Source organism: Streptomyces sp. HmicA12 (assembly GCF_000373565.1).
Taxonomy (GTDB): Bacteria; Actinomycetota; Actinomycetes; order Streptomycetales; family Streptomycetaceae; genus Streptomyces.
In genome coordinates this window covers 172,755-194,307 of the sequence record NZ_KB891831.1, presented here as the reverse complement: position 1 = coordinate 194,307, position 21,553 = coordinate 172,755, and the positions used below count along the sequence as shown (strand labels likewise).

The 21,553-nt window shown below is 72.2% G+C and carries 19 protein-coding genes; 10 read left to right on the top strand and 9 right to left on the bottom strand.

What is annotated here, in order from left to right; genetic code table 11:
- Positions 1-3: 3 nt before the first annotated feature.
- From B072_RS0131090 to B072_RS0131080, 3 genes are all read left to right on the top strand, one after another.
- Entirely contained in the window at positions 4-1,953 is a 1,950-nt protein-coding gene (locus B072_RS0131090) for a fumarate reductase/succinate dehydrogenase flavoprotein subunit (protein WP_018533870.1), read from the top strand.
- Complete coding sequence (locus B072_RS0131085; RefSeq protein ID WP_018533869.1) at positions 1,950-2,696, top strand: succinate dehydrogenase/fumarate reductase iron-sulfur subunit; 747 nt, start codon at positions 1,950-1,952, stop codon at positions 2,694-2,696. The genes B072_RS0131090 and B072_RS0131085 overlap by 4 nt, the downstream gene beginning before the upstream one ends.
- A 136-nt stretch (positions 2,697-2,832) precedes the next feature.
- A complete protein-coding gene (locus B072_RS0131080; RefSeq protein WP_018533868.1) occupies positions 2,833-4,332 on the top strand; it encodes an acyl-CoA synthetase in 1,500 nt (499 codons plus the stop codon).
- 8 nt (positions 4,333-4,340) lie between these two features.
- Here B072_RS0131080 and B072_RS0131075 read toward each other — a convergent pair whose 3' ends face one another.
- Positions 4,341-6,707 (bottom strand): ATP-binding cassette domain-containing protein, encoded by a 2,367-nt coding sequence (locus B072_RS0131075; RefSeq protein WP_018533867.1) that lies wholly within the window; start codon positions 6,705-6,707, stop codon positions 4,341-4,343.
- A 64-nt stretch (positions 6,708-6,771) separates the two neighbouring features.
- Positions 6,772-7,518, bottom strand: coding sequence for an SDR family oxidoreductase (locus tag B072_RS0131070; RefSeq protein WP_018533866.1), 747 nt, complete (start codon positions 7,516-7,518; stop codon positions 6,772-6,774).
- Positions 7,519-7,644: 126 nt separating this feature from the next.
- On the opposite strand from B072_RS0131070, the gene B072_RS0131065 reads away from it, so the two are divergent.
- The 3 genes from B072_RS0131065 (at position 7,645) to B072_RS0131055 (ending at position 10,921) form a co-directional block, all read left to right on the top strand.
- The gene (locus B072_RS0131065) at positions 7,645-8,127 is read left to right on the top strand and encodes an RrF2 family transcriptional regulator (RefSeq protein WP_018533865.1); all 483 of its coding nucleotides are present in this window, start codon (positions 7,645-7,647) and stop codon (positions 8,125-8,127) included.
- Between the two features lie 142 nt (positions 8,128-8,269).
- Positions 8,270-9,892 carry a phosphodiester glycosidase family protein gene (locus tag B072_RS0131060; protein ID WP_018533864.1) on the top strand — a complete coding sequence of 541 codons (1,623 nt, stop codon included), beginning with the start codon at positions 8,270-8,272 and terminating at the stop codon, positions 9,890-9,892.
- A gap of 39 nt (positions 9,893-9,931) precedes the next feature.
- A complete protein-coding gene (locus tag B072_RS0131055; RefSeq protein WP_018533863.1) occupies positions 9,932-10,921 on the top strand; it encodes an alpha/beta hydrolase in 990 nt (329 codons plus the stop codon).
- On the opposite strand, the gene B072_RS0131050 is transcribed toward B072_RS0131055, so the two are convergent.
- Positions 10,898-11,914 (bottom strand): LLM class flavin-dependent oxidoreductase, encoded by a 1,017-nt coding sequence (locus B072_RS0131050; protein ID WP_018533862.1) that lies wholly within the window; start codon positions 11,912-11,914, stop codon positions 10,898-10,900. The genes B072_RS0131055 and B072_RS0131050 overlap by 24 nt on opposite strands.
- A gap of 103 nt (positions 11,915-12,017) precedes the next feature.
- Here B072_RS0131050 and B072_RS0131045 point away from each other — a divergent pair, with 103 nt between their 5' ends.
- Positions 12,018-12,506, top strand: coding sequence for a nucleotidase (locus tag B072_RS0131045; protein ID WP_026246487.1), 489 nt, complete (start codon positions 12,018-12,020; stop codon positions 12,504-12,506).
- 18 nt (positions 12,507-12,524) lie between these two features.
- Here B072_RS0131045 and B072_RS0131040 read toward each other — a convergent pair whose 3' ends face one another.
- Positions 12,525-12,749: a dodecin gene (locus tag B072_RS0131040; RefSeq protein ID WP_026246486.1), complete on the bottom strand. Its 225-nt coding sequence runs from the start codon at positions 12,747-12,749 to the stop codon at positions 12,525-12,527.
- A 168-nt stretch (positions 12,750-12,917) separates the two neighbouring features.
- Between B072_RS0131040 and B072_RS0131035 the strand changes: the two genes are divergently transcribed.
- Positions 12,918-14,213: an extracellular solute-binding protein gene (locus tag B072_RS0131035; protein ID WP_420707597.1), complete on the top strand. Its 1,296-nt coding sequence runs from the start codon at positions 12,918-12,920 to the stop codon at positions 14,211-14,213.
- An 89-nt stretch (positions 14,214-14,302) separates the two neighbouring features.
- Here the strand turns inward: B072_RS0131035 and egtD are convergent, their stop codons facing one another.
- From egtD to egtA, 4 genes are read right to left on the bottom strand one after another with little or no spacing between them, the layout of a single operon-like run.
- Positions 14,303-15,286, bottom strand: a complete 984-nt coding sequence (gene egtD / locus B072_RS0131030) for an L-histidine N(alpha)-methyltransferase (RefSeq protein ID WP_018533858.1) — start codon at positions 15,284-15,286, stop codon at positions 14,303-14,305.
- Entirely contained in the window at positions 15,283-16,038 is a 756-nt protein-coding gene (gene egtC, locus B072_RS0131025) for an ergothioneine biosynthesis protein EgtC (RefSeq protein WP_018533857.1), read from the bottom strand. The genes egtD and egtC overlap by 4 nt, the downstream gene beginning before the upstream one ends.
- Entirely contained in the window at positions 16,038-17,399 is a 1,362-nt protein-coding gene (gene egtB / locus B072_RS0131020; protein ID WP_018533856.1) for an ergothioneine biosynthesis protein EgtB, read from the bottom strand. Before egtB ends, egtC begins: the two co-directional genes overlap by 1 nt.
- Positions 17,396-18,703, bottom strand: a complete 1,308-nt coding sequence (gene egtA / locus B072_RS44490; RefSeq protein ID WP_018533855.1) for an ergothioneine biosynthesis glutamate--cysteine ligase EgtA — start codon at positions 18,701-18,703, stop codon at positions 17,396-17,398. The genes egtB and egtA overlap by 4 nt, the downstream gene beginning before the upstream one ends.
- Positions 18,704-19,060: 357 nt before the next feature.
- On the opposite strand from egtA, the gene B072_RS0131010 reads away from it, so the two are divergent.
- Positions 19,061-19,897, top strand: coding sequence for a TIGR02452 family protein (locus B072_RS0131010; protein ID WP_018533854.1), 837 nt, complete (start codon positions 19,061-19,063; stop codon positions 19,895-19,897).
- On the opposite strand, the gene B072_RS0131005 is transcribed toward B072_RS0131010, so the two are convergent.
- On the bottom strand, positions 19,882-20,337 hold the full coding sequence (locus B072_RS0131005) for a type II toxin-antitoxin system PemK/MazF family toxin (RefSeq protein WP_018533853.1): 456 nt from the start codon (positions 20,335-20,337) through the stop codon (positions 19,882-19,884). The genes B072_RS0131010 and B072_RS0131005 overlap by 16 nt on opposite strands.
- A 71-nt stretch (positions 20,338-20,408) precedes the next feature.
- Between B072_RS0131005 and B072_RS0131000 the strand changes: the two genes are divergently transcribed.
- Positions 20,409-21,446, top strand: coding sequence for a glycosyl hydrolase family 18 protein (locus tag B072_RS0131000; protein WP_018533852.1), 1,038 nt, complete (start codon positions 20,409-20,411; stop codon positions 21,444-21,446).
- The last annotated feature ends 107 nt before the right edge of the window (positions 21,447-21,553 follow it).

Genomic DNA, 21,553 nt, shown 5'->3' with positions numbered 1-21,553 from the left:
ACCATGACCACGTACGCGGACTACTCCACCGGCGAACCGGTCGTCGACACCAAGGCCCCGGCCGGGCCCGTGAACGAGCGCTGGGACACACGGCGCTTCGAGGCGAAGCTGGTCAACCCCGCCAACCGCCGCAAGCACACCGTCATCGTCGTGGGCACGGGGCTCGCGGGCGGCAGCGCCGGTGCCACGCTCGCCGAGCAGGGCTACCACGTCGTCCAGTTCTGCTACCAGGACTCCCCGCGCCGCGCGCACTCGATCGCCGCGCAGGGCGGCATCAACGCCGCGAAGAACTACCGCAACGACGGCGACTCCGTGCACCGGCTGTTCTACGACACCGTCAAGGGCGGCGACTTCCGTGCCCGCGAGTCCAATGTCCACCGGCTCGCGCAGATCTCCGTCGAGATCATCGACCAGTGCGTCGCCCAGGGCGTGCCCTTCGCCCGCGAGTACGGGGGACTGCTCGACACCCGGTCGTTCGGCGGCGTGCAGGTCTCGCGTACCTTCTACGCCCGCGGCCAGACGGGGCAGCAGCTGCTGCTCGGCGCCTACCAGGCACTCAGCCGCCAGGTCGCTGCCGGGAACATCGAGCTGCATCCGCGTACCGAGATGCTCGACCTCGTCATCGTCGACGGCAAGGCGCGCGGCATCGTCGCCCGCGACCTGATCACCGGCAAGATCGACACGTACTTCGCGGACGCGGTCGTGCTGGCCTCCGGCGGCTACGGCAACGTCTTCTACCTGTCGACGAACGCCATGAACTCCAACGCGACGGCCGTGTGGCGGGCGCACCGGCGCGGCGCCTACTTCGCCAACCCGTGCTTCACGCAGATCCACCCCACCTGCATCCCGCGCACCGGCGATCACCAGTCGAAGCTGACGCTGATGAGCGAGTCGCTGCGCAACGACGGCCGGATCTGGGTGCCGAAGGCCAAGGGGGACGACCGGCCGGCGAACAAGATCCCCGAGGACGAGCGCGACTACTACCTGGAACGCATCTACCCGTCGTTCGGCAACCTGGTCCCGCGCGACATCGCCTCGCGCGCCGCGAAGAACGTGTGCGACGAGGGCAGGGGCGTCGGTCCCGGCGGGCAGGGCGTCTATCTCGACTTCGCCGACGCGATCGAGCGCATGGGCCGCAAGGCCGTCGAGGCCAAGTACGGCAACCTCTTCGACATGTACCAGCGGATCACCGACGAGGACCCGTACCAGGTCCCCATGCGGATCTACCCGGCCGTGCACTACACGATGGGCGGACTGTGGGTCGACTACGACCTGCAGACCACGATCCCCGGGCTCTTCGCGATCGGCGAGGCCAACTTCTCCGACCACGGCGCGAACCGGCTCGGCGCCTCCGCCCTCATGCAGGGCCTCGCCGACGGCTACTTCGTGCTCCCGGCCACCATCAACGACTACCTCGCCAAGCACCCGCACGAAGAGGCGGTCGACGCCGCGCACCCCGCCGTGCAGGAAGTGCTCGCCGAGACCGAGGACCGCCTCCACCTGTTGCTGGCCGTCGACGGCGACCGCACGCCGGACTCCTTCCACCGCGAACTCGGCGAGCTGATGTGGGAGTTCTGCGGCATGGCCCGCACGGAGACCGGCCTGCGCAAGGCCCTGGAGCGCATCCCGCAGATCCGCGAGGAGTTCTGGCGCCGCATCAAGGTGCCGGGCGTCGGCGAGGAGTTCAACCAGTCCCTGGAGAAGGCGAACCGCATCGTCGACTACATCGAGCTCGCCGAGCTGATGTGCCTCGACGCGCTGCACCGCGCCGAGTCCTGCGGCGGCCACTTCCGCGAGGAGTCGCAGACCCCCGACGGCGAGGCCGCCCGCGTCGACGAGGAGTTCTCCTACGCGGCCGCCTGGGAGTTCACCGCGACCGGCGAGGCGCCCACCCTGCACAAGGAAGACCTGGTCTTCGAGTACGTCCACCCCACTCAGCGGAGCTACGCATGAAGCTCACCCTGCGCGTCTGGCGCCAGAAGAACGCCGACGCCGAAGGCGCCATGTCCACGTACGAGGTGGACGGGATCAGCCAGGACATGTCGTTCCTGGAGATGCTCGACACCCTCAACGAGGAACTCATCGTCAAGGGCGACGACCCCGTCGCCTTCGACCACGACTGCCGTGAGGGCATCTGCGGCGCGTGCTCGCTCGTCATCAACGGCGACGCGCACGGGCCCGAGCGCACCACGACGTGCCAGCTCCACATGCGGTCGTTCCAGGACGGCGACACGATCGACATCGAGCCGTGGCGCGCCTCGGCCTTCCCGGTCATCAAGGACCTGGTCGTCGACCGCACGGCCTTCGACCGCATCATCCAGTCCGGCGGCTACATCACGGCCCCGACCGGCGCGGCCCCGGAAGCGCACTCCACGCCCGTCCCCAAGCCCGACGCGGACTTCGCCTTCGAGCACGCCGAGTGCATCGGCTGCGGAGCGTGCGTGGCGGCCTGCCCGAACGGTGCGGCCATGCTCTTCACCTCGGCGAAGATCAACCACCTGAACGTGCTGCCGCAGGGCGCCCCCGAGCGTGAGACACGGGTCCTGGACATGGTGGCGCAGATGGACGAGGAGGGCTTCGGCGGCTGCACCCTCACCGGCGAGTGCGCGACGGCCTGCCCCAAGGGCATCCCGCTGTTCTCCATCACGAGCATGAACAAGGAATGGCTGCGCGCCAACCGCAAGGTCAGCCGCTGAGCCACTCCCTCGGAAACGTCCCGCGAACAGCGCGGGGTGGGCGGGGCCGGGAGCAGGTGCTCTCCCGGCCCCGTCATCGACTTGGTCGGCGCACACGTCTGACGACTCGTCACGTCGGCGCAGTACCGTCGCGTCCATGTATCCGGGAGCGTACGAGCCAGCCAGGCCGGCCGTCGTCACGGCCGACGGCAACACCACCCTCACCTATGGCGAGTTGGAGGAGAACTCGCTGCGCCTCGCCGACCACCTGCGCGCGGCGGGTCTCGGCAGAGGCGATCACCTCGCCCTCCTCTCCGGCAACGAGCCGCGCGTCATGGAGGTCTACTGGGCCGCGATGCGCTCGGGCCTCTACCTCACCGCCGTCAACCACCACCTGACCGCCGAGGAAGCCGCCTACATCGTGCGCGACTGCGGCGCCGGTGCCCTGATCGTCTCGGGGAGCCTGAGCGAACTGGGCGCGAAGGTGGCCGAGTTGGCCCCGGACGTCACCCACCTGCTCGGCTTCGACGACGGGACGTACGACACCGCGCTGCGGACGGCGTCCGCCGAGCCGCCGGACGTGCAGCCGCGCGGCACCGACATGCTGTACTCGTCCGGGACCACGGGCCGCCCCAAGGGCGTCGAACCGGCCCTGCCCGACGGTGACGTCCGCACGGAACCCTCGACGGTCCAGCTCCTCTTCCAGCCCATGTACGGCTTCGACGAGGAGACCGTCTACCTGTGTCCCGCGCCGCTCTACCACGCGGCACCGCTGCGCTTCTGCGGCACGATCACGGCGACCGGCGGCACGGTCGTCCTGATGAACTCCTTCGACGCGCAGGGCGCGTTGGCGGCGATCGAGCGGCACCGGGTCACGCACAGCCAGTGGGTGCCGACGATGTTCGTCCGGATGCTGAAGCTCCCGGCGGAGGCGCGCGAGCGCTACGACACGTCGTCGATGAAGGTGGCCGTGCACGCGGCAGCCCCCTGCCCCGTCGAGGTGAAACGACGGATGATGGAGTGGTGGGGTCCGGTCCTGTACGAGTACTACTCGTCCACCGAGGGCAACGGGATCACGTTCATCGGCCCGGACGAGTGGCTGCGCAAGCCCGGCTCCGTCGGCCGTGCCGGACTCCTGGGCGAGCTGCGGATCTGTGACGAGGAGGGGAAGGTCCTGCCGCCCGGGGAGACCGGCACGGTCTACTTCGAGCGCGAGGAACTCCCTTTCCGGTACCACCGTGACGAGGGGCGCACCCGCGAGGCCCAGCATCCCGACCACGCCACCTGGACGACCACGGGCGACATCGGCCACGTCGACGAGGACGGTTACCTCTTCCTCACCGACCGCAAGGCCTTCATGATCATCTCCGGCGGGGTCAACATCTACCCGCAGGAGATCGAGGACTGCCTGGTCCTGCATCCGGCGGTGGCCGACGTGGCCGTCATCGGCGTACCGGACGAGGAGATGGGGGAGTCGGTACGGGCGTACGTGCAGCCCTCCGAAGGGGCCCTTCCCGGCCCGGAGTTGGCCGACGACCTGATCGCGTACGTCCGCGACCGTATGGCCCACTACAAGGTGCCGAGGGGTGTGGAGTTCGTGCGTGAGCTTCCACGGACCCCCACAGGGAAACTGGCCAAGGGGAGGCTGCGCCCGTGACCTGACGATCAGTCACCCAGCAGACGCCGCAGATACGGCGCGGTACGGCTCCCGCCGTGCCGCGCGACGACCCCCGGCGGCCCGGCGACGACAACCCGCCCGCCCGAATCGCCCCCGCCCGGCCCCATGTCCACGACCCAGTCCGCCCCGGCGACCACCGCCATGTCGTGCTCCACGACCACCACGGAGTGCCCCGCGTCGACGAGCCCGTGCAGCTGCCGCAGGAGCACCTCCACGTCGGCCGGGTGCAGTCCGGTGGTCGGCTCGTCCAGCAGGTACAGCGTGTGCCCGCGCCGCACCCGCTGCAACTCACTGGCCAGCTTGATGCGTTGGGCCTCGCCGCCGGAGAGTTCGGTGGCGGGCTGCCCGAGCCGCAGATAGCCGAGGCCGACGTCGAGCAGCGTACGCAGGCTGCGCCCCACGGCCGCCGCCGCGTCGTCGCCCGCGAAGAACTCGGCCGCCGACTCCACGGTGAGGTCGAGGACCTCCGCGATGTTCCGCCCCCGGTAGGTCACTTCGAGCGTCTCGGGGTTGTAGCGGGCACCCGCGCAGTCCGGGCACGGCGCGTACGTGCTCGGCAGGAACAGCAGCTCCACGCTGACGAACCCCTCGCCCTGGCAGGTCTCGCAGCGTCCGCCGGCGACGTTGAAGGAGAACCGCCCGACGCCGTACCCGCGGGACCTGGCCTCGTCCGTCGCCGCGAAGACCTTGCGGACGACGTCGAACAGGCCGGTGTACGTGGCGAGGTTGGAGCGCGGCGTGCGCCCGATCGGCTTCTGGTCGACGACCACCAGGCGGCCCACCCCGTCGAGGTCCTCCGTGATCTCGCCGATCAGGGTCGACTTGCCGGAGCCGGAGACGCCGGTGACCGCCGTGAAGGCGCCGAGCGGCACGTCGACCGTCACGTCCCGCAGGTTGTGCCGGGATACCGGTCCTACCGTCAACCAGGCGCGGGGCTCACGGACGTGACGTACACCCGCGGGAGCTTCGTCGAAGAGGAAGCGCGCGGTCTCCGACTCCTCGACCCCCTTCAGCCCGTCCACGGGGCCGCTGTGCAGCACCTGCCCGCCGTGCTCACCGGCGAGCGGACCCACGTCGACGAGCCAGTCCGCGCGCCGCACCACGTCCAGATGGTGCTCGACCACGAAGACCGAGTTCCCGGCCGCCTTCAGCCGGTCCAGGACCGTGAGCAGCGACTCCGTGTCGGCCGGGTGCAGGCCCGCCGACGGCTCGTCCAGCACGTACACCACGCCGAACAGGCCCGACCTCAACTGGGTCGCCAGGCGCAGGCGTTGCAGCTCGCCGGCGGAGAGCGTGGGGGTGGCGCGGTCCAGGCTCAGGTAGCCGAGGCCGAGCTCCGTCACCGTGGCGATGCGGGCCCGCAGGTCCTCGGTGAGCACGCGCGCGGTCTCGGAGGTGTCGCTCGTGTCCAGTGCACGCGCCAGCCGCGCCAGCGGCAGCCGGGCCAGCTCGGCGATCGTCCGGCCCGCGAAGGTGACCGCCAGCGCCTCGGCCCGCAGCCGCGCCCCGCCGCACGCCGGGCACGGGGTGCTCTCGAGGAACTTCTCCGCCTTCGCGCGCAGCGACTGGCTCTTGGAGTCGGAGAACGTCTTGAGCACGTACCGGTTCGCGCTCATGTACGTTCCCTGGTAGGGGCGTTGGATGCGGTCCGCGTCCCGCACCGGGTGCACGGTGACCACCGGCTGCTCGTCCGTGAACAGGATCCAGTCGCGGTCCTCCTGCGCCAGCTCCCGCCAGGGCCGGTCCACGGAGTACCCGAGCGTGTCGAGGATGTCCCGCAGGTTCTTGCCCTGCCAGGCGCCGGGCCACGCCGCGATCGCGCCCTCCCGGATCGACAACGACGGCTCGGGCACGAGGAGTTGCTCCGTGGTGCGGTGCACCCGGCCCAGGCCGTGGCACTCGGGGCAGGCGCCCGCCGCCGTGTTCGGCGAGAACGCGTCCGAGTCGAGGCGCTCGGCGCCCTGGGGGTAGGAGCCCGCCCGCGAGAACAGCATCCGCAGCGAATTGGAGAGCGTGGTGACCGTGCCGACCGACGACCGGGACGTCCGCGCCGAACGGCTCTGCTGGAGCGAGACCGCGGGCGGCAGCCCGGTGATCTCGCCGACCTTCGGCGCGCCGACCTGGTGGATCAGCCGGCGCGCGTACGGGGCGACCGACTCGAAGTAGCGACGCTGCGCCTCCGCGTAGACCGTCCCGAAGGCGAGCGACGACTTGCCCGACCCCGACACCCCGGTGAAGACCGCGAGGACGTCGCGCGGGATGTCCACGTCGACGCCCTTGAGGTTGTGCTCACGGGCGCCGCGCACCCGCACGAAGCCGTCGCGACGGGGGTCGGGCGAGGTCGGGTGGTGCATGGGGCGGGCTCCCGGTCGGACGGACGGTACGGTTCCGCCCTCCATGATCCACCCCGGCGGCCGTTCAGCGCGCGGAGGCGGCGGCCAGCCAGTCCCGGTAGTGCGTCGGCGCGATCCGCGCTCCCGGGCCCGCGATCAGCACGTCGCCGTCGACGGCCGCGAAGAGCCCGGCCCGCGGGTCCGTGACGACCGGCCGCGGGTCCTGCCGCGCGGCCAGGGTGATCCGGCCCAGCTCGTCCAGCGGGAGCACGTCGGGGCCCGCGACGTCGAGAATGCCGTTCAGCGGCGTCCCGGTCGTGACGTCGGCGAGGGCGGCGACGACATCGGCGGTCGCGATGGGCTGGGTGCGCGTGGCGGGCAGTCGCACCTCCCGGTCGTCGGAGGTCCAGGACATGGTCGCGTCCATGAACTCGAAGAACTGCGTCGCCCGCACGACCGAGTACGCGGCGGGCCCCTCGCGCAGCAGCTCCTCCTGGAGCGTCTTGGCCCGGTAGTAGTCCAGCTGCGGCACCTGGTCCACGCCCACGATGGAGAGCGCGACCTGGTGGCGTACGCCGGCCTGCTCGCCCGCGGTGAGCAGGTTGCCGACGGTGGTGCGGAAGAAGGCGAGGGAGTCCCGGTCGAAGGTCGGCGAGTTCGTGACGTTCACGACCGTCTCCGCGCCCTCCAGGGCCTTGTCGAGCCCGGCGCCGGTGAGCAGGTCGACCCCGCTCGACAGGGACGCGGGGACCACCTCGTGGCCCGCGTCGCGCAGCCGGGTGACGAGCTGGGAACCGATCAGTCCGGTACCGCCGATGACCGTGATCTTCATGGGTCTGCCCTTCCTCAAACTCGGATACCTGATGTCCGAGATAATACTCGGATACGCTGTATCCGAGTCAAATGGGGTGCCGATGGGAACGGGCGGAACGTTGAGGGAAAGGCGAGGGGAACGCGCATGAAGATGTCCGGTGGCGTGGAGTGGGCGCTGCACTGCTGCGTGGTGCTGACCGCGGCGAGCGAACCGGTCCCGGCCGCGCGTCTGGCGCAGCTGCACGACGTGTCGCCCAGCTACCTGGCCAAGCAGATGCAGGCGCTGTCGCGGGCGGGCCTGGTGCAGTCGGTACAGGGCAAGACGGGCGGGTACGTGCTGACCAGGGGCGCGGAGGAGATCACGCTGCTCGACGTGGTCCAGGCGGTCGACGGAACGTCACCCGCCTTTGTCTGCACGGAGATCCGCCAGCGCGGGCCGCTCGCGACGCCGCCCGAGAGCTGCACGAAACCGTGCGGCATCGCCCGCGCGATGGCCGCCGCGGAGGGCGCCTGGCGGGCCTCGCTCAAGGCGACGACCATCGCGGACCTCGCCGGTTCCGTCGAGCGGGACAACGGACCCGGCGCGCTGGCCGGGGTCGGGTCGTGGCTGAGCGAGCCCGGAGCCTGAGCGGCGAGAGGGGGCGCGAGGGTGCGGCGGGGGAGCGGCGGCGCCCCGGAGAACGTCCGATGAATGATGTGCACATGCCTTGACTGGCGGTCGCGGCCCCACGCACCGTTACGGGAGTCGTCTTCCGTTCCGTGGGGGGTTCGTGAACAGCAGACTGTTCGGCGCGGGCGCTGCCTTGTGCGCGCTCGCCCTCGTGGGCGCGGCGCCCGCCCCGGCCGTGTCGGGACAGCGGCACGGGCTGCCGCTCGGCGCCGCCGGACTGTCCGAGACGCGGACCACGCGGACGCTGCAGCCCGGAGTGACGCTCACCCGCATCGTGCGCGGCGCCGACGCCCCGGCCATGGCGTGGACCGTGGAGGTCTCCATCCCGGGCGGCGCCGGATCGCCCGACCCGGACGCGCCACCGACCGCCCTCAAGGACGAGCCGAGCGCCACCGAGCTCGCCGCCGAACTGCGGGCGGCCGGCTTCGACGCCCGCTCCGAGAAGGTCACCACCGCGGCGACGGCCGACTACGCGGGCGGCACACTCGGCTGGCGGGTCCGCGTCGGCACGTTCCCGACCGAGGCCGCGGCCACCGCCGAACGCACCCGGCTGCGCACCGCCGGATACACCGGGTCCGCCTGGTACACCGGCTGGGACGGTGACGCGGGCGACCGCGGCCCCTGGCACGTCGACGTGCTCACCATCGACCCGAAGACGTTCCACGGCGACCTCAAAGCCTCGTACGGCCCCGACCTGGAGAACCGCGAGACGACCAGCGCGCTCGCCGCCGCCGACGGGGCGAGCGCCGGGATCAACGCGGGCTTCTTCGTCCTCGACCCCAAGGCCGGCGCCCCCGGCGACCCGGCCGGCGTCGGCGTCTACGACGGCCGCCTGCTGAGCGAGACCGTCGACGGCCGCCCCGGCCTCGTCGTCCACGACTCCGCGCGCTCCACCGCCGTCACCCGGTTCACCTGGCGGGGCAGGATCACCGCCCACGGCACCTCGCTGCCGCTGGACGGCATCGACCGCGTCCCCGGCCTGATCCGCAACTGCGGCGGCACCGCCGACGACACCCCGACCGCCCGCCCCCTGCACGACACGACCTGCACCGACCCCGACGAACTCATCGCGTTCACCACGGAGTTCGGCAAGGAGACCCCGAAGGGCGACGGCACCGAAGCCGTCCTCGACCGGGCCGGCCGGGTCGTCGAGGTGCGCTCGCCGCGCGGCGGCGCGCTGCCCACCGGAGGCCGCAGCGTCCAGGCGACCGGCTCGTACGCGGCACGGCTCACCGCCCTCGCGGCGGTCGGCCAACCCCTGCGGATCCAGAGCGGGTTGAAGGACTCCAAGGGCCGCACCGTCGCCACCTCCCGCACCACCAGCGTCCTCAACGGCGGGCCCGAACTCGTCCGCGACGGCCGCCCGCACGTCACCCCGGCCACCGACGGCATGGTGCAGCCCGGCAACCCGAGCTTCTACTACGGCTGGGTGCACAAGCGGAACCCGCGCACCCTCGCCGGGACGGACGCCGCCGGACGCACCGTGCTCGTCACCGCCGACGGCCGCAGCACCGCGTCGCTCGGCCTGAGCATCCCCGAGAGCGCCGACGTCGCCCGGGCGCTGGGCCTGCGCGACGCGATCAACCTCGACGGCGGCGGCTCCACCACGATGGTCGTCGACGGCCAGGTCATCAACGACCCGTCCGACGCGACCGGCGAACGCCCGGTCGGGGACGCCCTGTTGGTCCTCCCCGGCGAGCTCGCCAACCCCGACAAGAACTGACGCAGGAGCCCGATTCCCCGACGACCCACGGGAGCCGCCATGACCGCCGCCCTGGCCCGCCGCACCAGACGCCTGCTGCTCGTCCTGGCCGCCCTGCTGCTCACCCTGGGCGCGGCGCCGACGGCCGTCGGCGCGAGCACGGCGCGGCCCGCCGCCGAGGTCGTCGCCGTCACCCAGATCGCCGAACGGCAGGTGGACCTCTCCGTACGCGCGTCGGCGCTCGGCGGCCGGACCGTGAACGTCCGCCTCCTCACCCCCGACGGCTGGAACCCGAAGGACCGCCACAAGCACTGGCCCACCCTCTGGCTGCTGCACGGCTGCTGCGGTGACTACACGTCCTGGACCGCGATGACCGACGTCGCCTCCCTCGACAGCCTGCGGAACGTCCTCGTCGTCATGCCCGAGGCGGGCTGGAACGGCTGGTACAGCGACTGGTGGAACCACGGCCAGGGCGGCGACCCCGCCTGGGACACCTTCCACACCCGCGACCTGCGCCGCCTCCTGGAGCGCGACTGGGGCGCGGGCTCCCGCCGCGTCGTCGCGGGGCTGTCCATGGGCGGCCAGGGCGCACTCCTCTACGCGGCCCGGCACCCCGGAATGTTCAAGGCGGCCGCGGCCTACTCCGGCTCCGCGCACCCGCTCCTCAACGACGAGTCGACGAACCGCATCATGGGCTTCTTCGCGGGCCAGGGCGACGACCCCCTGCGCGTGTGGGGCGACCCGGTCGCCCAGCGCGACATCTGGGCCGCGCACGACCCGTACCATCTCGCCGAGCGCCTCAAGTCGCTGCCCGTCTACCTCTCCTGCGGCGACGGCACCGCGGGCCCCCTGGACCCGCCGGGCGCCACGAACGCCCTGGAGGCCGACTTCAACCGGCAGAACCACGCGCTCGCCGACCGGCTGAAGGAGGTGGGCGCCAAGCACCTCACCACCCACTTCTACGGCCCCGGAACCCACAGCTGGCCCTACTGGGAGCGCGAACTGCACGCCTCGCTGCCGATGCTGCTACACGGGCTCGGCGTCGCCTAGGCGCGCGATCCGGGCCAGGCGGCGGAACGACTCGAGGAGCCCCTCACGGTCGTACGTGCTGGTCGTCACCAGCACCTCCTGCGCCCCGCTCTCCTTGATCACCGTCTCCAGCTCGTCCGCGACCTGCTGCTCCGTGCCCACGATGTGGCCGCGCAGCCCCGCCTCGTAGAACTCGCGCTCCTTCGCGGCCATGTCCATGGAGGCCACGCGCTCGGCGGGCGGCAGCGGCGGGAACGTGCCGTGCGTGCGCGCGTACGCCATCGACCAGGCCTCCGGGATCAGCAGACGGTGGGCCTCCTGCTCGCTGCCCGCGACGGCCACCGTCCCGGAGATCACCACGTACGGGGCCTCGGCCCACGCGGACGGCCGGAACTCGGCGCGGTAGCGGTCGATGCCGCGCAGCATCTTCTCCCGGCCGCGCAGATCACCGATGACCATGGGCAGGCCCGCGCGGGCGGCGATCGAGGCGCCCTCGCCCATGGCCAGGACGAAGGGCGGCACGGTCAGCCCCTCGGACGGGCGGGCATGCGCGCGCGTTGCCGACGTACCGGTGAAGAAGGCGAGCAACTCGTCGACCTGGCCCGCGAAGTCGTCGGCGACGTCCTTGTCCCGCCCGAGCGCCCTGCGCACCCCGTCGGTGAACCCGACCGAACGGCCGAGGCCCATGTCGATCCGGCCGGGGAACAGCGACTCCAGGACCCCGAACTGCTCGGCCACGACGAACGGCTGGTGGTTGGGCAGCATCACGCCGCCGGTGCCGACCCGCAGGGTCCGGGTCGCCGCCGCGACGGCCGCCGCGAGGACCGTCGGCGCGGAACCGGCCACCCCGGGCACACCGTGATGCTCCGAGACCCACAGCCGGTGGTAGCCGAGACGCTCCAGCTCCCGGGCGAGGGCGACGGTGTCGCGCAATGCGGCGGGGCCCGCATGACCCTCGCGGGTGCGGGAGCGGTCCAGGACGGAGAAGCGGGTCGATTCGATCACGGTGGTCACACCTTGTTCAACGCGCGGGCCCGCGGGGGATTCCCGGGGCCGCCCGTTCGCCGGGAGCCGCGCGGCCGGGCGCGCGGTTCCCCGCACCCCTAAGGTGCTGACCGTGACCAGTGATGTGAGGCCCCTGGCCGTTTTCGATCTCGACGGGACCCTGGCCGACACCGCGCACCGGCAGCGGTTCCTGGAGCAGAAGCCCCGGGACTGGGACGGCTTCTTCGGCGCCGCCCCGAATGATCCGCCGCTCGCCGAAGGGATCGCCCTGGCCCGCGAGAGCGCCGAGGCGTGCGAGGTCGTGTACCTGACCGGGCGGCCCGAGCGGTGCCGGGCCGACACCGTGGGGTGGCTCGCCGCGCAGGGGCTGCCCGCGGGGCGGCTGCACATGCGGCGTGACGGCGACCGGCGCCCCGCCCGGCACACGAAGCTGGAGCTCCTGCGCCGCATGGCGCGCGGCCGCACCGTGCGCATGCTGGTCGACGACGACGAGCTGGTCTGCGACGAGGTGGAGCGCGCCGGATTCACCGTCGTACGGGCCCGCTGGGCGAGCGCGTCGGCGGCCCTCAAGGACGCGCAGGAACGCGAGGGACGGACCTGACCGGGCCGGTGCGCCCGGTCAGCCGACGTCGGCCGCGTCATCCAGGCGGAAGCCCACTTTCAGGCCCACCTGGTAGTGCTCGACCTGCCCGTCGACGATCTGGCCGCGGACCTGGGTGACCTCGAACCAGTCGAGGCCGCGCAGGGTCTGCGAGGCACGGGCGATGCCGTTGCGAATGGCCTGGTCGACGCCTTCGTGGGACGTGCCGACGATCTCGGTGACGCGATACGTGTGGTTCGACATGCTTCCACCGTGCCGCAGGACGCCGAGTTCCGCGAGGGCGCACATGTTCGACTTACTTTCCAGTAACTCTTGACCGCCGCAATGGTCCATACCAAAATCCAGCCACACCCGGCCGAGTTGTGCACTCGTCCCCCACGTCGGGCCGTCCTCCCTGTCCGCAGGAAGAAAGTGACCCACGTGAGATCCCGCCGTGCCTTGCTGTCCCTCGGTTCCCTCGTCGCCGTGACCGGTCTGTTGGCCACGGCCTGCAATGTCCTTCCGGGCGGTGGGGCCGGCCGGACCACCGTCACCGTGTGGCTGATGCGGGACAGCGCGTCCGAGGGGTTCCTCAAGCGGTTCACCAAGGACTTCGAGGCCGAACACGGCGACCTGCGCCTCGACATCCGCATCCAGGACTGGACCGGCATCGGCGAGAAGGTCACCAAGACCCTCGCGGACAAGGACGGGAGCGGCGACGGCGCGCCCGACGTCATCGAGGTCGGCAACACGCAGGTGCCGGGGTACGGCGACGGGGGCGGGCTGCTCGACCTGTCCCTGGAGTCCGCGCGCGACCTCGGCATGGAGGACTGGGTGCCCGGCCTCGCCGAGCCCGGCGTCGACAACGGCCGCCAGTTCGGGATCCCCTGGTACGCGGCGAACCGCGTCGTCATCTACAACAAGGACCTGTTCGACGCGGCGGGCATCAAGAATCCGCCGAAGACGCGGGACGAGTGGCTCGACATCACGCAACGCCTCGACACCGGCGGGCAGCAGGGCATCTACCTGGCCGGGCAGGACTGGTACACGCTGTCCGGGTTCGTCTGGGACGAGGGCGGTGAACTCGCGCACGAGGCGGCCGGCACCTGGACCGGCGCCCTCGACACCCCGGCGGCCCTGCGCGGCATGGCCTTCTACCAGCAGCTGCAGGCGCTCGGCGACGGCCCGAAGGACGCCGACGAGGAACACCCTCCGCAGGCCGACCAGTTCGCCGAGGGCGACATCGGCCAGATCATCTCGGTGCCGGGCGCGGCCCAGCGCATCGAGAAGAAGAACCCATCTCTGAAGGGCAAGTTGGGCTTCTTCCCGATCCCGGGGAAGACGGCGAAGCGCGCGGGGGCCGTCTTCACCGGCGGCTCGGACCTCGTCGTCCCGGCGAACACCGACGCCCGCAAGGGCGCGGTCGAGGTCGTGACGGCCCTGGCCGGCAAGAAGTGGAACACCGACCTGGCCAGGACCATGAACTACGTACCGAACAAGACGACGCTCGCCGGCGCGGTGGCCGCCGAACCGGGCGTCGCCGCGATGGCCGTGGGCGCCGCCCACGGCAAGGCGACGCCCGCCTCCCCGCTCTGGGCGACGGTCGAGGCCGCCGACAACCCCATCAAGAGCTACATGACCCGGGTCCTGGAGGGCGAGGACCCGGCGACGGAGGCGAAGCAGGCGTCGAAGGAGATCACGCGACGCCTGGACGAGAGCGGCGAATAGGCAGGCGCCCCACAGGTGGGCAGGCGCCCCACAGGGGCGTGGGGAACCGCGCGAGCAACTGCCACGCACCCGCGGTTCCCCACGTGTCATCAACCCCCGACGGCGCTCAAGGACAACGCGAACCGCCCCGCTTCATCGGTCCACCAGTGCGTCAACTCCAGCCCGGCGGAGCGCAGTTCCGCCGCGACCCCGTCCCGCCGGAACTTGGCCGACACCTCGGTCCGGACCTCCTCGCCCGCCCCGAACTCCACCACCAGATCCACCCCGGGGATCTTCACCACCTGCTCCCGGGCGGACCGCAACCGCATCTCGATCCACTCGGCCCGCGCGTCCCACACCGCGACATGCCCGAACGCGTCGAGATCGAAGTCGGCGTCCAACTCCCGGTTCAGCACACTCAGTACGTTCTTGTTGAACGCGGCCGTGACGCCCGAAGCGTCGTCGTACGCCGCGACCAGCTCCGCCTCGCCCTTCACCAGATCCGTCCCGAGCAGAAAGAAGTCCCCCGGGGACAACAGCCCCCGCACGGAGGCGAGGAAGGCCGCCCGCTCGTCGGGCAGCAGGTTGCCGATCGTGCCGCCGAGGAACGCCACCAGACGCGGCCCCGGCGTCGCGGGCAGCTCCAGCGCGCGTGTGAAGTCGGCGACGAGCGCGTGGATGTCGAGCGAGGGATGCTCGGCGAGCAGGGTCCGCGCGGCGCCCCGCAGCGCGCTCTCGCTCACGTCCACCGGCACGTACGCCGAGAGCCCCGAGATCTCCGTCAGCGCGTCCAGCAGGTGGCGCGTCTTGTCGGACGACCCGGAGCCGAGCTCGACGAGCGTGCGCGCGCCGGTGGCCGCCGCGATCTCGGCCGCACGGGCCAGCAGGATCTCCCGCTCGGCGCGCGTCGGGTAGTACTCGGGCAACGTCGTGATCTCGTCGAAGAGTTCACTGCCGTGCGCGTCGTAGAACCATTTGGGCGGCAGCGTCTTCGGGCTGCCGGTCAGGCCGTGCAGGACGTCGGTGCGCAGGGCGGCGCCGGTGGCGTCGGCGGGCAGGGCGCGGGTCACCTGGAAAGCGTCGTTCGGGCTCACGTGGAGGGCTCCTTGAGCGGGGTCAGCAGGACGTCGGTGCGGCTCGCCGCGAGGAGGGTGCGGTCGGGCACCTCGGTCCAGTGCGGATCGTCGTCGTAGGGCTCGGAGGCGACGACGGTGCGGCGGCCGGGTTCGGCGAGGTACCACAGGGTGTCGCCCCAGGCCGTCGCGGTGATCGACTCGCCGTTCGTGAGAAGGAGGTTGAGGCGTGCGGCGGGCTGCGCCGCCGCGACCTCGAGGACGGTGTCGGCGAGCGCCTGCCCCTCGTCGTCGCCGCAACGCAGCCGGTGCAGCACCAGCGCCCACAGGAACGCCGCGTCGCACCGCGCCTCCATCGACAGCAGGTCGGTGGCCGGCAGCGTGGACACCAGAGATGCCAGCGAACCCGGCCAGCCCGGCACCGCCCCGTTGTGGCTGAACAGCCAGGGACCACAGGCGTACGGCGCCGCCGCGGCCTCCCCGTCGGCGCCCGCGAGCGTCGCGTCCCGTACGGCGGCGAGCAGCGCGCCCGAGCGGACGACCCGGGTCAGGTCCGCGTACGACGGATCGCCCCAGACGGGCCCGGCCCGGCGGTAGCGGGCGGGCGCCGGATCGTCGTCCGCGTACCAGCCCACGCCGAAGCCGTCGGCGTTGACCGTCCCGTGGCGCTGTCTGCGCGGCTCCCACGACTGGCGGAACAGGCTGTGCGACGGCGCGTTCAGTACCTCACCGAGCGCCACCGGCGGTCCGAGGTAGGCCAGATGACGGCACATCAGGAGTCACCTTCCGTCGGCCGGGCGTCCCGCGCCGTGCGGAAGCCGGAGAAGATCTGGCGGCGGACCGGATAGTCCCAGTTGCGGAACGTGCCCCGGCACACGACCTGGTCCACCGCGAACGAACCACCGCGCAGCACCTTGTGGTCGGACCCGAAGAACACCTCCGAGTACTCGCGGTACGGGTAGGCGGCGAAGCCGGGATAGGGCAGGAAGTCGCTGGACGTCCACTCCCACACGTCACCGATCAACTGCCGTACGCCGAGCGGCGATTCGCCCAGGGGATAGCTGCCCGCGGGCGCGGGACGCAGATGGTGCTGCCCCAGGTTCGCGCGGTCCGGGGTGGGATCGGCGTCGCCCCACGGGTAGCGCATCGAACGGCCCGTCGCCGGATCGAAACGGGCCGCCTTCTCCCACTCCTCCTCGGTCGGCAGGCGGCGCCCGGCCCAGCGGGCATAGGCGTCGGCCTCGTACCAGCTCACATGCAGCACCGGCTCGTCGGGCGGCACGACCTCGGTGACGCCGAAGCGCCTGCGCAGCCACTGGCCGCCCGCGTCACGCCGCCAGAACAGCGGCGCCCGGATGCCGTGGTCGCGCACCATGGCCCAGCCCGCCGGGGTCCACCAGCGGGCCTCGTCGTAGCCACCGTCGGCGATGAACTCCAGGTACGCGGCGTTCGTCACCGGCGTCGTGTCGATGTGGAACGGCGGGACGAGGCGGGCGTGCGCGGGACGTTCGTTGTCCAGGGCCCACGGCTCGGCACTCGTGCCCATGATGAACGGGCCGCCGGGGACGAGGACTTCGGCCGGGCCGCGGTACGGCTCGCTGAGCGGCTCGGGCTCGGGCGCGGTGAGCGCCGCCGCGCCCGTCCTGAGCTGATGGGTGATCAGCATCGTCTCGTCGTGCTGCTGTTCGTGCTGGGCGATCATGCCGAAGGCGAAGCCGGACCGGGTGAGCCGCTCGCCGCCCTCGACGGCGAACGATGCCTTCCCCAGGACGTCGAGGGCCCGGCCCCGTACCTCGGCGGCATAACCGCGTGCCTCCTGCGGTGCGAGGAGCGGCAGCTTGGGGCGCTCGGCCCGCGGATGCTCGAACGCGTCGTACAGCGGGTCGATCTCCGGCCGCATCGCCTCCCGGCCCGCGACCGCCCGCAGCAGCCACTGCTCCTCCTGGTTGCCGATGTGCGCCAGATCCCACACCAGCGGCGACATCAACGGTGAGTGCTGTGCGGTCAGTTCAGGTTCCTCGACGCAGCTCGTCAGCAGGGTCGTGCGGCGCCGCGCCCGCTCCAGGGCGTCCGCCGCACGGCGCCTGAGCGCCTCCGGATCCGTGGTGACGTTCTCCTGGTCCTGGATGGTCATGAGCGGACGATCCTCCCCTGTGCGGGTTCCTGCGCGTTCTCGTCGAGCCGGTCGAGTACGTCGTCGGCGGGGCAGCGGCCGCGTACGACATGGCGGTGCATGAAGTCGGCGACCGCTTGGCACACCTCGGGGCCCGCGCCGATCCTCGGCAGCGCGTCGAGCGCCGTGGCGAAGCAGGCCGTGGCCGCCTCGCGCAGCTCCGGGTCGGTCAGCGCGAGCCGGGCCGCGTCGCGCCACAGCGCGTTGTGCGGCGCGGGCAGCGGCCCGGCGCGCTCCGCGAGGGGCTTCACGGCGCGGTACGCGGTCTCCGCGGCCTGCGGATCGTCGAACAGCGCGGTCGTCACGGCGAGCGGCACCAGCCACCCGTCGTCGCCCGGCTGCGCGTCGATCATGCGGAGTTCCAGGTGACCGCGCGGCCGCACCGGCGGGAACAGCGTGGTCAGGTGGTAGTCGAGATCGGAGCGGGTCGGCGGGCGCGGGGCGCCGGTGCGCACCCACTCCCGGAACGTCAGGCCGTCCGGCACCTGCCACGGCCCCCTGTCGGTACGCACACACATCACCGGCGCGTCGAGGACGTGCCGCGCCCACGTCGCCCGCGGCTCACCGCGCAACGGCGGAGCGCCCGAACGGCCGGAGTCGATGCGCTCCCACAGCAGCTGCCGGGTCGACCGCCACCCCGTCGAACGCCCGGACAGCATCGGGGAGTTGGCGAACGCGGCGACCAGCACGGCACCGAGCAGATGGGCGAGCACCCAGCGCCTGCCGTGGCCCAGCGGCCCCGGTTCCTCGTGGCCCGCGTCCAGACACACCTGGACGGAGGCCGAGGAGCACATCATCGAGCGCCCGGCGGGTCCGGCCCGGTCGAGCGCGGCCTCCAGCGCGTCGTATCGGGGCTGCCGGAGCACGCGCCTCGGTGGCCGCCAGGGGTCGGTGCCCTGGCCGGAGAGGGCGAGTCCATGATCACGGAGCAGGGAGCGGACGGCGGTCAGATCGGCCCGCACGGCCGAGACGCAGTCCGTCAGGCCGGCGGCGGGAAGCGAACTGAGCTCCAGCTGGCCGCCGGGTTCCACGGTGAGCGCCGAGCTCAGCGGCAGGGCGCGCAGTGCGGCATACGCCGCGTCGAGTCGTTCGGGGGGTAAGGGGAGCCACGGTGTCCCCTGCGGGCGCGGCTCGTGGACGATCCATTCCAGCTCGACACCGACCGTCGTAGGCGGTCCGGTCTTGAAGCAGATGCCCCGTACCAGGGCCTCCACCTCCGCCTCGGTGACCAGGTCACCGGGGCGCGTACAGTCTCCCTCACTCATGCGGGATCCTCCTGGTCCTCAACGCTTCCCATGGTCCCCGGTAGGGGCCACGGCGTCGATTCGACCCGGGACGGGCCGTTTCGGGCAACGCTCGTCCCACCCAAGACCTTCCCCGGGATTCGCACAAGGGTGCGCCTGAAGGTTGGCGTGGGTCGTCCGATGCGTTTCCCCCGTGTTCGTCATCCGGCCTCCCTGTGGCCGTGACGCGCGCTCTCCGCGCGCCCTCGGAGCGGCCCTGGCGGGGCCTCGGTGCGGCCTTGGTACGGCCGCGGGGCGGCCGCGGTGCGGTGAAAATCTGTTGCCCCGCCGGGCGCCGGACAATCACGATGGGTTCATGAGCACGACGGGGGAGCGGGCGTGAGCGCCCGGCTGCGCGAGATCGCGCAGAGCACGGAGAAGATCGTCGCCACGGGGGAGTACGTCGCGCCGGACGGCCGCACGGTGTCCGTCGCCGACGCGGTGGCACGAGCCCGGGCGGGCACGCGCCTGTACGGGCCGCAGCCGGTACCGGTACCGGCTGCGCCGGGCGCGGGGGCGCCGTTTGTCGAGGTCACGGGGGAGAGCAGCCTCGACGCGGCGCGCCGCATGACGGGGGAGCGGGCGGAGCGGATCGCGGTGTTGAACTTCGCGTCCGCCCGCAACCCCGGCGGCGGGTACCTGAACGGCGCGCAGGCCCAGGAAGAGGCCGTATGCCGCTCCTCGGCGCTGTACACGTGCCTCGTCGAGGTGCCGGAGTTCTACGACCGCCACCGCGCCGACCGGGACGTCTTCTACAGCGACCGGGTCATCCACGCGCCCGGCGTGCCCGTCTTCCGGGACGACCGCGGACGCCTCCTCGACGAGCCGTACCAGGTCGGATTCCTGACGTCACCCGCGCCGAACGCCGGGGTGATCGCGCACCGCACCCCGGAGCGGGTCCACGAGATACCGGCCGCGCTGGCCTCGCGCGCGGAGCGCGTCCTCGAAACGGCCGCGGCCGAGGGCTACCGCCGCCTGGTGCTCGGTGCCTGGGGCTGCGGCGTGTTCCGGAACGATCCGGAGCAGGTCGCGCAGGCGTTCCGGACCGCGCTGGACGGCCGCTTCCGGAACCACTTCGAGCAGGTCGTCTTCGCGGTGCTCGACCGCACGAAGGGCGCGACGACCCGCTCGGCGTTCGAGCGGGTCCTCGACACGGCTTCTCAACGCCAGCCGTAGCGCTCCCGCAGCCGCAGCACCACCGTGTTGAACCGGCCCCGGTCCAGGGCGCACGCCTCGCGCCGCATGCCCCGCTCGTGCACGCGCAGCACCCGGTCCAGATCCACCCACGAATCGCGGCCGTCCCGGTCCCAGGGCCCGGACCCGAGTGCCACCCACTCGCGGTCGTGGTCGTGCCGCTTGCTGGACAGCTGCACGGCGAGCAGCGTGCCGCCCTCCTCGCGGGCGACGACGAGCACGGGCCGGTCCTTGCCCCGCCCGTCGTTCTCCTCGAACGGAACCCAGGTCCAGACGATCTCGCCCGGATCCGGGTCGCCGTCGTGCGCGGGTGCGTACTCGGTGCGCACCCGGCCCACCTGACGCGGCTCGGCCTCCACCGTGGCGGTCGCGCCGGAGCGACCGGGGTGCTCGTACGTGGTGTCATCCGTATAGGCAGTCACGCAGGTCACGTTAGAGGCTGGACGGCCCAATCCGCGCGGCGGGTCCGCCGGTCGACGCACAGGCTCGGGACATGGCACGACGAATACACCTCACTGTCCTGGCCGTTCTCGCCACCGCGCTCACGCCGGCCGCCGCACACGCCGCCGACGCCCTGCCCCCGCCCCGCACGGTCTCCGCCTGGCTGCCGTACTGGGACCAGGAGCCCGCCTACCGCAACGCCCTCGCGCACGCCGCGCAGATCCGCACCATCAGCCCCTTCTGGTACGAGACGAAGTCCGCGACCCGCGTCGACGGACACCCCGGAGCGGGGGACCGCCGCATCGTCAACGGGCTGCACGCCAAGGGCATCCAGGTCGTCCCGACCGTCATGGAACAGATGAAGCCCGGCGCCCTCGGCGCCGTCATGACCAGCCCGGCCCGTCGGGCCGACCACGTCGAGGCCCTCATCGCGGTCGTCCGCAGCCGCGCCTACGACGGCCTCGACCTCGACTACGAGACCATCGCGCCGACACCCGAGGCCAAGTACCGCGCGGTGCGCGCCGGATACGCCATCTTCGTCACCGACCTCTGCGCACGCCTGCACACCCTGCACAAGCAGTGCTTCGTCACCGTCACCCCCAAGACCCGCACAGCGGGCCGCATTTGGGACTACCAGCGGCTGGGCGCGGCGGCCGACCGGATGCGCATCATGGGCTACAACCTGCACTATGCCGAGGGGCGGCCGGGCCCGCTCTCCACACCGGAGTGGTACGACGAGATCCTCGCCACGGCGACCGCCCAAGTCCCCCGCGCGAAACTGGAGATGGGCCTTCCCGCGTACGGCTGGGACTGGGCCGACGGCGGCAAGGAACGTGCGAAGCACGTGACCTGGAAGGACGCCGAGGCGCTGCGCCGCAAGGAGAAGGCGCCCTACGCCCTCGACCCGGTCTCCGGGACCCCGCACTTCACGTACAAGGACGGCGACACGCGTCGCACCGTCTGGTACCAGGACGCCCGCGGCACGGCGGCCCACCTGCCCGTCCTGCGCAAGTACGGAATCCGCAACACGGTCCTGTGGGCGCTGAACTTCGAGGACCCGGAGGTGTGGCGGACGCTGGCCGCCGGCTAGGGCCACCGGTGATCGCGGCACGCGTCGACGCACCTCCAAGTCGCCGGTGGTGACAGCGCGTTGGCCGTGCCGTGGCACCGAGTGCACGCCCGAGCCCCGCGGCGGGT